At 49.8% G+C, this 1044-nt stretch carries 8 tRNA genes; all 8 read left to right on the forward strand.

What is annotated here, in order from left to right:
- Positions 1-49 precede the first annotated feature (49 nt).
- The 8 genes from B5354_RS00005 (at position 50) to B5354_RS00040 (ending at position 830) form a co-directional block, all read left to right on the forward strand.
- A tRNA-Thr gene (locus B5354_RS00005) sits at positions 50-125 on the forward strand.
- A 60-nt stretch (positions 126-185) separates the two neighbouring features.
- Positions 186-261, forward strand: a tRNA-Lys gene (locus B5354_RS00010).
- Positions 262-268: 7 nt separating this feature from the next.
- Positions 269-350: transfer RNA gene (locus B5354_RS00015), tRNA-Leu, on the forward strand.
- Between the two features lie 6 nt (positions 351-356).
- Positions 357-431, forward strand: a tRNA-Gly gene (locus tag B5354_RS00020).
- Positions 432-473: 42 nt separating this feature from the next.
- Positions 474-562 (forward strand) — tRNA-Leu (locus B5354_RS00025).
- Positions 563-573: 11 nt separating this feature from the next.
- Positions 574-650, forward strand: a tRNA-Arg gene (locus tag B5354_RS00030).
- A 10-nt stretch (positions 651-660) separates the two neighbouring features.
- Positions 661-737, forward strand: a tRNA-Pro gene (locus B5354_RS00035).
- 17 nt (positions 738-754) lie between these two features.
- Positions 755-830 (forward strand) — tRNA-Ala (locus B5354_RS00040).
- The last annotated feature ends 214 nt before the right edge of the window (positions 831-1044 follow it).

Below are 1044 nucleotides of genomic sequence, written 5' to 3' on the forward strand. Positions count from 1 at the left end.
TACAAGCAAGGGGTCGCAGGTTCGAGCCCTGCATCCTCCACCATTTATCGCCGGCCTAGCTCAACTGGCAGAGCAACTGATTTGTAATCAGTAGGTTGGGGGTTCAAGTCCTCTGGCCGGCACCATTGATTGTGTGGAAACACGATGAGTAATCACATAAATTCAAAAGAAACATTTTTGATGAAGAGCCATTAGCTCAGTTGGTAGAGCATCTGACTTTTAATCAGAGGGTCGGAGGTTCGAGCCCTCCATGGCTCACCAGTTTTTAGCGGGTGTGGTGGAATTGGCAGACACGCTAGATTTAGGATCTAGTGCTTCACGGCGTGGGGGTTCAAGTCCCTCCACCCGCATTACATGCGGAAGTAGTTCAGTGGTAGAACACCACCTTGCCAAGGTGGGGGTCGCGGGTTCGAATCCCGTCTTCCGCTCCATTATACTTAAATAAGAATTTAGAGACCTAGAAAGCTTGTCAAGCCGGGGTGGCGGAATTGGCAGACGCACAGGACTTAAAATCCTGCGGTAGGTTACTACCGTGCCGGTTCGAGTCCGGCCCTCGGCACCATAATATTATATGCGCCCGTAGCTCAATTGGATAGAGCGTCTGACTACGGATCAGAAGGTTAGGGGTTCGACTCCTCTCGGGCGCGCCATTTTTTTATACGGGAAGTAGCTCAGCTTGGTAGAGCACTTGGTTTGGGACCAAGGGGTCGCAGGTTCGAATCCTGTCTTCCCGACCATCTCTAACCAATTTAATGGGGCCTTAGCTCAGCTGGGAGAGCGCCTGCTTTGCACGCAGGAGGTCAGCGGTTCGATCCCGCTAGGCTCCACCATTTTGATCTTTGAAAACTGAACGAACCAACCAGTACGTCAACATATTCTTTCTATTCTATAGAGGGAATTCAAACAAGCACATTCGATGTGCAAAGAGTTAAGGAACTTCAACTAAGTTCGCAACGTCCTGTTGCAACGTTGAAGTCAGTGCATCCATGCACAAGCAAACTTTACTTTTATGGAGAGTTTGATCCTGGCTCAGGACGAACGCTG

The organism is Halobacillus hunanensis, assembly GCF_900166655.1.
Taxonomy (GTDB): Bacteria; Bacillota; Bacilli; order Bacillales; family Halobacillaceae; genus Halobacillus_A; species Halobacillus_A hunanensis.